Source organism: Candidatus Termitispirillum reticulitermitis, from assembly GCF_054655775.1.
The window spans coordinates 1-8,982 of sequence record NZ_BAAIHG010000050.1 but is presented as its reverse complement, the minus strand read 5'-3'; the positions used below and the strand labels follow the sequence as shown (position 1 = coordinate 8,982).

8 protein-coding genes and 2 pseudogenes are annotated in these 8,982 nt (G+C 46.1%); 3 read left to right on the top strand and 7 right to left on the bottom strand.

Annotation, left to right across the window (positions count from 1 at the left end; translation table 11 throughout):
* Positions 1-277: 277 nt before the first annotated feature.
* Positions 278-1,066: a biotin--[acetyl-CoA-carboxylase] ligase gene (locus AC1MDJ_RS05745; protein WP_479689985.1), complete on the bottom strand. Its 789-nt coding sequence runs from the start codon at positions 1,064-1,066 to the stop codon at positions 278-280.
* A 108-nt stretch (positions 1,067-1,174) separates the two neighbouring features.
* On the opposite strand from AC1MDJ_RS05745, the gene AC1MDJ_RS05740 reads away from it, so the two are divergent.
* Complete coding sequence (locus AC1MDJ_RS05740; protein ID WP_479689984.1) at positions 1,175-1,714, top strand: biotin transporter BioY; 540 nt, start codon at positions 1,175-1,177, stop codon at positions 1,712-1,714.
* Between the two features lie 27 nt (positions 1,715-1,741).
* On the opposite strand, the gene AC1MDJ_RS05735 is transcribed toward AC1MDJ_RS05740, so the two are convergent.
* From AC1MDJ_RS05735 to AC1MDJ_RS05710, 6 genes and pseudogenes are all read right to left on the bottom strand, one after another.
* Positions 1,742-1,993 (bottom strand): helix-hairpin-helix domain-containing protein, encoded by a 252-nt coding sequence (locus AC1MDJ_RS05735; protein ID WP_479689983.1) that lies wholly within the window; start codon positions 1,991-1,993, stop codon positions 1,742-1,744.
* A gap of 43 nt (positions 1,994-2,036) precedes the next feature.
* Positions 2,037-3,449 (bottom strand): ATP-binding cassette domain-containing protein, encoded by a 1,413-nt coding sequence (locus AC1MDJ_RS05730; RefSeq protein WP_479689982.1) that lies wholly within the window; start codon positions 3,447-3,449, stop codon positions 2,037-2,039.
* Positions 3,450-3,551: 102 nt separating this feature from the next.
* Positions 3,552-4,763 carry a M20 family metallo-hydrolase gene (locus AC1MDJ_RS05725; RefSeq protein ID WP_479689981.1) on the bottom strand — a complete coding sequence of 404 codons (1,212 nt, stop codon included), beginning with the start codon at positions 4,761-4,763 and terminating at the stop codon, positions 3,552-3,554.
* Between the two features lie 16 nt (positions 4,764-4,779).
* Positions 4,780-6,084, bottom strand: a complete 1,305-nt coding sequence (locus AC1MDJ_RS05720; protein ID WP_479689980.1) for an amidohydrolase — start codon at positions 6,082-6,084, stop codon at positions 4,780-4,782.
* A 24-nt stretch (positions 6,085-6,108) separates the two neighbouring features.
* A complete protein-coding gene (gene dcuC / locus AC1MDJ_RS05715) occupies positions 6,109-7,395 on the bottom strand; it encodes a C4-dicarboxylate transporter DcuC (protein WP_479689979.1) in 1,287 nt (428 codons plus the stop codon).
* 39 nt (positions 7,396-7,434) lie between these two features.
* A pseudogene (locus tag AC1MDJ_RS05710) lies at positions 7,435-8,235 on the bottom strand (M20/M25/M40 family metallo-hydrolase); the annotation flags it as partial.
* 156 nt (positions 8,236-8,391) lie between these two features.
* Here AC1MDJ_RS05710 and AC1MDJ_RS05705 point away from each other — a divergent pair.
* Both AC1MDJ_RS05705 and AC1MDJ_RS05700 read left to right on the top strand, forming a co-directional pair.
* The gene (locus AC1MDJ_RS05705) at positions 8,392-8,571 is read left to right on the top strand and encodes a hypothetical protein (protein WP_479689978.1); all 180 of its coding nucleotides are present in this window, start codon (positions 8,392-8,394) and stop codon (positions 8,569-8,571) included.
* Between the two features lie 67 nt (positions 8,572-8,638).
* Positions 8,639-8,982 (top strand): annotated as a pseudogene (locus AC1MDJ_RS05700) (peptidase M20); the annotation flags it as partial.

Here is an 8,982-nt window from a genome sequence, read left to right as displayed (position 1 = left end):
CCCCCCCCCCCCCCCCCTGTGCTCTATTACGTTTATCAAAGAACCACTTAAAGTATTCAATCACGCGCCCCTCACGCACTATGCGGCGCGCAAGAGAAAACGGAATAAGCAGTGCCAGCATTCTACGCAAAAACATATCTTGCCTCTCGTATTTACATTTATTCAGACTATATTATAACAGAGGTTATATTGTCAACAATAAAGCATAGGATATTTTGACAAATCTTTTCGTTATAGTATTCCGCCATGTCAGACGTGGCGGAGTTTATTGGTATAGCTAAGCGGGATAAACGTAGTAGTCCAATTTGTTAATCAGATGTGCATATAAATCATTACGGGATAGTATTCGTCCGCATTCGGCAAATATTGATGTGGCGTGTTCCGCAATATCTGCGGGGAATTCTGACTTGGCAACGTTGACGTTGCAGCCTATACCCACTACAAACCAGCTTGTTTCTCCGCCACTCGTCAGCGTGTCTACCAATACGCCTGCTACCTTTTTGTTATTCAGTAGCACATCATTAGGTTCTTTTAGCTTGGCTGATATGCCTGTAAAGTGCGCTATGGTGTCATTTAGGGCGTTCATCGCCCAATGGGTGAGTTTTTGCTCGTTTATTTCAACGTGAGGTTCCAACAACACTGACAGTTGTAGGCTTCGCGGCGCAGAGAACCAGCTGTGTCCTCTGCGTCCGCGCCCAGCTACCTGTTTAGTCGCTATAATAACTGCACCATCTCGGACACTATCAGCACCCAGTATGATTGCCTCTCTATTGGTGGATGGTGTTTCTTCAAACCAAACCCAATCAGAACGTCCGATAATTTTAGTTTTTAACTGCGACTTTATAACAGCTATGTCAACGCTGTCAGATTCAATTACTAGCTTGTAGCCGCAACCTACAATTGACTCTATCAGATAGTCAGCCTGCCGCAGTCCATTGATATTTTTTGAGACAGCGTTTCGGCTGATATGCAGTTCGCGGGCAATCTCTTCGCCAGACACCCAGCCATTATTTTTGCTACCCGCCTTACGTAAAAGCCCTATAATTTTATCTCTGCTACTATTCATTAACCACCCATAATATTGTCAACCTAACTTTATATATTTTAGGTTGACAAGTCTATAAAGACTTGTTATTATTACACAGGTATTATTGTTTGTCTATATGGGGGTTCTATGAAATACAACAAGATAGCTACTATTGGCGTCCTTACGGCATTTATAACGGTGAGTGGGTTTATTAGAATACCTTTTCCTGTAATGCCCCTTACGCTTGCGGTGTTTTCGGTGTTCTTTGTGCCAATGTTAGTCGGTGCACAGCTCTCCGTTGCTGCGTTTGCTCTATACATAGCACTTGGTTTAGTGGGTGTGCCTGTCTTTGCTACTGGTGGTGGTCCTGCGTATATCCTGCAACCGTCATTCGGCTTTTTGCTCGGCTATATGTTTTCCTCTATTCCAAACGGGCTAATATCTGCTAGAGGCAAGCCTAGTTTCTGGCGTAATATACTTGGCGGTTCGGTTGCCCTTGTGGTGCTATATGTCATAGGAATAGTCGGTCTCTGGCTCAGCCTGAACTACGCTCAGGGCAAGGCGGTGACGCTCCTTAACTCGTTTAAGAGTGTGCTCATGTTTATACCGTTTGATGTGTTGAAGCTAGTTGTAGCGGCAACTATTGCCAGCAAACTACGCCCGGCTCTTGCAAAACTTGCTGAATAGCGAGTTTATCAGACTAGGTTGCTTAAATCAATCTTTCCAATCGTACCAGTTTAATTTGTTCTCTGGCAGTTGCCCATCATGGTCGGCGTAATACACCGCCAGCCGGTAGCAGTAAAGGACGCACCTATCAAGGGTGCTATTTTGTGCGATGCAGTCAGCGGCGTAAACGTCGTCAGCTTTTTTGCCCTTTAGCGACTCTATCGTAGGAAAGCCCGCCTTTGTCAGATGCTCTGCCATATTCTTCCCGATGCCAGGGATTTTTGTGAGTTCCGATTTCATATATGCTCCTCGCTGACTTTGCTGAACGCTACTTTAGCAAAATTCACTGAATAGTCCAGCTGTCCGATACTTTTATGGTGTGCAAAAACTCCTTATCGTGAGATACGACTAGGAGTGCGCCCGTATATTCTAACAATACTTGCGCGATATGCTCTCGTGTCGCAAGGTCAATATTATTAGTAATTTCATCTAATATCAAGAGCGATGGCGTGTCTAGCGTGATTAGTGCCAGCGTTAGTCGCACCCTCTCTCCGCCCGATAGCGAAGATACTTTTGCGTTCACCTCCTCATTCTTTCTGAATAAAAAGCTGTTTAGATGAGAGCGTAGCTCCGCTGTTGGTATATTTGCCACCTGCTTGGCACTCTCTAGCACAGTCAGTTCATCATTAAGGTGTGCATAGTGTTGGTCTAAGTAGCCGATGTATTTACGCTCTGGGCTGAACCAGCTACCCGTGCGTTTAATTCCAGACTCCTGCAAAATGGCACGTATTATGGTGCTCTTGCCACTGCCGTTTGTTCCTGTTAGTGCCAGCCTGCTCGTTGCCCCAAGCGTGATGTTGATATTGTCAATGCTAAAACCGCTTTCGTAGGAGACAGTCCCGTTAGTAATCTGTAAAATAGCCTGTTTGCTATTGCTCGCATGGGTAAATCGGAACTTAGGTTTGACAACTTCTGGGGTGTATAGCTCGCTGAGCCGTTCCTCTAACAGCTGTTTGTCGTCTGATAAATGTGAACGCTTTTTGCCACTTGTGCGCTCGCCACTGTCCTGCATTGCGTGTAGCTTTGCCAGCAGTATACGTTTATTCTCATATTTCTTTAACCCAGCTTGTTTGCGTTTGCTTGCCCGCTCCTGCTCGCGCATTAAATCGTCGTGCAGTTGTTTCTTTTCACGTTTTATTGCAGACACCTCACGCATGAGGGCGGTGCGTTTCTGTTCTAAATCTTTGCGATATTCTGCATAAGTGCCGTTAAATATGATAATTTTGGAATTGTAAATATGCCATAGAGTGCTAAACAGTTTGTTGATTAGTGCAGTATCGTGCGAAGCAGCTATGATAGCTCCGCTGAAATTGTCTAATAGGCGTGTCAACGTTTGCCTATTGGCAGCGTCTAGGTGGTTGGTAGGCTCGTCTAGTATTAGTAAATCGGGATTTTTAGCAAGCGCAACGGATAGTGCTTCGTTAAATCGTTCTCCACCGCTGAGTTGCGGATAGTCTGCTATGGTCTGTGGCACGTAGGCGATAGTTGCGCCATCACAATAAACTATATCTTTTGTATAGCTTGGTTCACTCGCCGCCTCAGTCAGTATTTTTAGCAGACTCGTTTTGCCACTGCCATTGTCGCCGATGACGGCTATCCGTGCCCCGTCATACACTGATGTGGAGAAACTTGTAAAGCAGTCTTTATGCGGGAACGTCAGCGATAGAGACCTAATTTGCAATAGCAACCTATTCATTACACTGACAAGTATAGCATAAAACAAGAAAACGTGTCATAATCTGTTCACGGGGGTGGCGCGATTATGAATAAGCTCGGTATTGTATTATAAACTAATTCGCTAATTGCTTTTCAAGTACTCCATCAGCACGTCGCAACCCGCCACGATGTCTGCTATGCTAGCGGATTCTAGCTTGTTATGGCTGATACCATCCACACAGGGGATAAATAGCATCCCTACTGGGCATATATCTACAAAGTTCATCGCATCATGCCCCGCACCGCTAGGCATAACAATATGCTCTATGTTGAGCTTATTAGCCGCCGCCGATAGTTTGTTTTGCAGGTCGGTTGACAGCTTCACAGGGTCAGACGATGACACCTTGTTTATATCTAGCTCTAACCCACGCTTTTCGGCGAGCTGTTTTGCCTTTAACTCCACGCTCTCTAATACACGCTGCCTGCTTGCCTTGTCTATGCCACGTATATCAAGTCCCAGAGTGGTCTCCCCAGGCACTACATTAAACACATTCGGTGTATTGCGGATAATGCCAGTAGTCCCTACGCTAGCGTTATTCAACTCGTTAGTTGCCGCCTGCTCCACGTGAATAACAAGCTCTGCAGCTGCTACCAGCGAGTCTTTTCTGATGTCCATAGGCGTTGCACCCGAATGGTCTTGCTTGCCCGTGAACTTCACCCACATACGCACCGGTGCTGCAATGCTAGAAACAACGCCCAGCTTTAACCCTTTAGACTCCAACACGCGTCCCTGCTCTATATGTAGCTCCAAGTATTGTTTTAAGCCTGTTATTTTAGGCGGGTTAGGGTTGAAACCACACTCCTTAATCCTATCATATAACGAAACGCCGTTTTGCTCCTTTGCGTTTTTCAGAGTAGCTTCAGTAATCTGTCCGCTTACCAGCTTGCTACCAGTGGTAGCTATGCCAAACACGCTAGACTCCTCCATTCGGAAGATACCCACGTGGACAGGTATATTCAATCCCTGTTCTTTAATGCGTTTTAGCACTATTAGCCCAGCAAGCACCCCTGCGACTCCGTCGTATTTGCCACCAGAGACAACAGAGTCAACATGGGAGGCGATAAGGGTTCGTTCCACCTTACTGTTGTCCCCTAAAGCCTTATCGTATATGAACGTATTGCCCACCTCATCGGTATAGCAACCGAAACCTAACAGTTCCGAAAAGCCTAATACTGTGGCTATCATAGCGTCTTCGGTATCGGTGTATCCTAGCCGTGAGAAACTGCCGTCTTCATTTGCGCCGATTTTATCAAGAGTTGCAAACCAAGTTATAAGCAAATCTAAATCGTTCATCTCTAAAACTCCTAAACTATCTCTTCAATACATTATAGACACTGCGCGCCATTAGCTCAGTTGCGGGCACTAATCCGTCTTCGTTGATGTCAAACTTAGCATCGTGATGTCCCGCAGTTCTGTCAATCCCTACTTGCACATAAGTGCCTATTCCGCCAGCCTCCTGAACGCTACTCATCATAGTGGCATAGTCCTCGCCAGCACCGAAATTCGCCAAACGCGTGATGTCGGTATAGTAGGGTATCTCTTTAGCAGCCTTTTCAACTATATCTATCATCTTTTCATCGCTTTGTCCGCTTTCAGAGCCACCTGTCACCTCTATGGAGTGAGTACAAGCATACATATCAGCTGCAGCCTTCACTATACGTTCAGACTCTTTCACCATATAGCTATTCAGTTCGCTGGTCTCTCCGCGTGTCTCCATAACTAGCAATGCATTGGGTGGCACCACGTTACGCCCCTCACCAGCAATCATCTTGCCAACGTTTATACGTGTCACGCCACCTGAGTGCCTAGAGATGGCGTGCATATTGAGTGTCGCCGCCGCCGCCGCTAATAGAGCATTATGCCCATCCTGCGGAGCAGCTCCAGCGTGTGCGGACTGTCCCTTGAAAGTAACATCCCATTTAGTAGATGCTAGAAAGCCCTTTCCGCCACATACTAGCTTGCCATTTGCATTAGCCTGAAAGCTCACGTGCATGCCCAGTATATAGTTCAAGTCTTTAGTGACTCCAGCCGCCACCATAGGTCCAGCCCCGCGAAGACCCTCTTCCGCAGGTTGGAATATAAAACGGACAGTGCCTTTCAGCTTGTCTTTCATACCAGCAACAATTTCAGCTGTATGGACGCCCACAGCCACGTGTGCATCGTGACCGCAGGCGTGCGTTGCTCCTGTATTTATAGAGGCAAAACCCTCCTTGACAGGTCTATGGGTGAACTCATTACATTCCGTTAGGTCGTTAGAGTCCATATCAAAACGCAGCCCAAACTTAGTGCTATCATCAGAGAACTTCATCTCTGCTGTGAACCCAGTCAGTCCACCCGTCATAGCCTTAACTAGCTGTTCATCCGCCCCTTGCGATATAGCACGCGCCTGAGCCTCTTCCAGCTGGGCAGGTTTCGGCAGACCCATCATAAAGTTCTTTGCAATGACATCTGTGCCCATCTTGATAGTGTAGCCAAGCTCCTTCAAGCGTTTAATAGCATTAGCAGCCGTGCGGAACTCGGTCCAGCCCGGTTCTGGATGCTTGTGCAAGTCACGCCGCCAACCAATGATAGACTTTTTCAGTTCATTAGCTTTATTACTTATATAGTCAGCCACATACACCTCCCTAAACGCTTTGCGCTACAGGTACATCAGCACCACTAGAGCAACTACAGAAGCTGATAGCATACCAAATACATTACGCTTAGCCATATCAAACGGGGTAACCTTAGCTAGCCCTGCACAGATAATGGCAGCACCTGCTATAGGCGACATAGTGCGTCCCAGCGAACCTGTTAGAGATGCCAAGAAACCTAAATCTGACGGAGCTATCCCTATTGCAGCCGCCTGCGGAGTAACCGCTTGGTTGAAAGCAAGCGTTGCAGCATCGCCTGAGCCTGATAGTACTGCCAGCACAAACGGACCATAAGCAGCAGCAATTCTTGCTATATCGGCAGAGCTTTTCAGCAGGTTAATAAACGCATCTATCATACCAAGTGCTGTCATACCTTGTATAAATACGCCTGATGCTATGATTATACCCATAATGTCAGCATAGCCTTTGCCCATGCCTTCAAAGAATTTCTTAGTAGCAGTCTGAAAGTTCGCCCCAGAAAGTGCTATACATAGGAAAGAACCAACTAGCATCGCATGCGGAACGCCAATCTGTTTAGCCCAAGGCAGAGCTACACGAACCCCATTTTGATTGAATATTACAAGTATTATTACAGGAACTAGCGGAAGTATTGACAGCCAAGGCTTTATATTAAAGTTGCCGTCAAAAGTCCAGTCAGGGCTAGTAAAACCACTAGTCTCCTTGCGAAACCTACCGACAAGCAACAGTGCTGCAACACCTGCCGCTAGGCAAGCAAAGCTGGCTACCGCATGGGTGGAAATTACATCGGTAACAGAAATCTTCGCTATATCAGCCACCATAACGTTGTGCGGGTTGCCAGGTCCAAGCGTAGAACCGAATGTGCCAAGCATTATGGCAGATGCAGCTAGTGCAGGAGCAACACCCTGAGAGATTAACAGAGGGATTAACACCACGCCCACAGCGGCAGCACAACCTGCGGCACTGGTGATAGAGATGTTAATTAGGAACGTTATAAGAGCAGCACCGGGGATAATGATAAATCGCACCCGTTTTAATCCATTAGCTAACGCATAAATCAGATGTTTGTCGCATTCTGTGAGCTGCAAAACAAACGCAAAGCCCATAGATGAACAGATGCTCTGAATAAGCCCACCGCTCGTCATATTGGATGTGAATCCGCTAAACGCTTTCAGCGGAGAAAACGCAACTAGAGCCATAAGAAGCCCTGCAGCTATAAGCACAAGTCTTGTTTCGTATTGTTTTACCAACAAGACTGCAGCCACACAAATAACAACGACACCGAACACAATTGCAGATGTTCCTGTCAACATAGAATCCTCCAAATTTTTATATCATCAAAAAAAATCAAACTAGTTTCCTTTAGCCACTACTTTTACAATCTCTACACACCATTCGGCTGTTTCGTAAAGTTCAGATTCAGGTGTATATTCTTCAAGGGTGTGTGCGCCAAATATACCGCAAGCCATAGCTGGCACAGGTATGCCAAAGCCATTGATATGGTTGGCATCGCTACCCCCTCCGCCGTCCTCAACGCCAACATCATCTAACCCGATATTTCTAGCCGCCTCTAATGCAACCCTAATTACTTCATCAGTTTCTTTTAGCTTGAATGGTGCATAAGCCCTATCTGTTTTGATTTCAACATCGCTATTGTTCTCTTTGGCAACACGTTTGAATGTGTCAATAATTTTATCGCGCAGTTTTTCTAGTTTTTCGTAGTCCCTGCTGCGAACCTCGCTGGTTACAAGACACCTATCAGGCACGATATTAGTTGATTCCCCTGCCTGTATCATACCTACATTACACGTAGTTTCATTATCTATACGCCCATCGGGCACCTGTGCTATAGCCTTTGCTGCGATAACGATTGCATTTAAGCCTAGCTCTGGGGATATGCCAGCGTGTGATTTCTTCCCCTTGAACTCAGCGAATATCTTGAACTGTCCGGGTGCTGATAAAATAACCCTGCCTGGGTGCCCAGGTCCATCCATAGCATAGCCATATTTAGCTTTCAAGTAGTCGGGGTTCATATTGCGAGAGCCATAGACACCGCCCTCCTCTGCTACCGTAAATACCACCTGTATATCGCCGTGCGGAATGTTCTTTTCCCTAAGAACTCGCATAGTTTCCAATATCGCTACCACACCTACTTTAACATCAAACCCCTAAAGGGTTACATTAAAACGCATACCCTCTCAAGGGAGAATGTTGTCAATCTTACAATAGCACTTGTATTAACGATATTCTGCGTAATTGCTATAAGCGCACACGGTAGCCGAAAGATAAGCTACCCAAGGGTAGAGAATATGCCCATCAATACAGTGTTAGAATCCGAAGGTCTTGATATAGAGAAAGCCTTTAATGCTTTACGTGAAGCAGGTTTCAAGGTGCCTAACGATGTCAAAACGATAAGCGACCTGTCACGTGCAAACCACGTCAACCCGCGTGTAATCTACACAACGATGTTTGAGGGGGGGAAGAAATAATAATTCCTCTTGCAACTTATTACGTAATATCGTAGGATTGAACCAGCGTTATAAGGGAGGGTGTATTATGGCGGACAATATCAACAAGAAACGCATTTTAGAAGAGTTCTATGAGCTAGTGCGTATGCCCTGTAATACTAAAGATGAACGCCAAATCGTTGATTTGATGCAAAAACGACTGAAAGAGCTAGGTGCAGCTGAGATTGTAGAAGACGACGCTGGGAATAAAATCGGTGGCAATGCGGGCAATACGTTTGCATACTTTAAGGGGACGTTGCCTAACGTGCCGTGTATAATGTTAAATGCCCATGTGGACTGCGTAAAGCCTTGTGTAGGGATTGAACCTGTTCTGGTGGACGGCGTTATTCGTTCCAAAGGGGATACCATACTAGGTGCTGATGACAAGGTAGG

What these genes read in the sequence shown, in the direction of transcription:
- AC1MDJ_RS05745 (WP_479689985.1), bottom strand. Translation starts at nt 1,066, where the DNA reads ATGAATAGTAGCAGAGATAAAATTATAGGGCTTTTACGTAAGGCGGGT.
- AC1MDJ_RS05740 (WP_479689984.1), top strand. Translation starts at nt 1,175, where the DNA reads ATGAAATACAACAAGATAGCTACTATTGGCGTCCTTACGGCATTTATA.
- AC1MDJ_RS05735 (WP_479689983.1), bottom strand. Translation starts at nt 1,993, where the DNA reads ATGAAATCGGAACTCACAAAAATCCCTGGCATCGGGAAGAATATGGCA.
- AC1MDJ_RS05730 (WP_479689982.1), bottom strand. Translation starts at nt 3,449, where the DNA reads ATGAATAGGTTGCTATTGCAAATTAGGTCTCTATCGCTGACGTTCCCG.
- AC1MDJ_RS05725 (WP_479689981.1), bottom strand. Translation starts at nt 4,763, where the DNA reads ATGAACGATTTAGATTTGCTTATAACTTGGTTTGCAACTCTTGATAAA.
- dcuC (WP_479689979.1), bottom strand. Translation starts at nt 7,395, where the DNA reads ATGTTGACAGGAACATCTGCAATTGTGTTCGGTGTCGTTGTTATTTGT.
- AC1MDJ_RS05705 (WP_479689978.1), top strand. Translation starts at nt 8,392, where the DNA reads ATGCCCATCAATACAGTGTTAGAATCCGAAGGTCTTGATATAGAGAAA.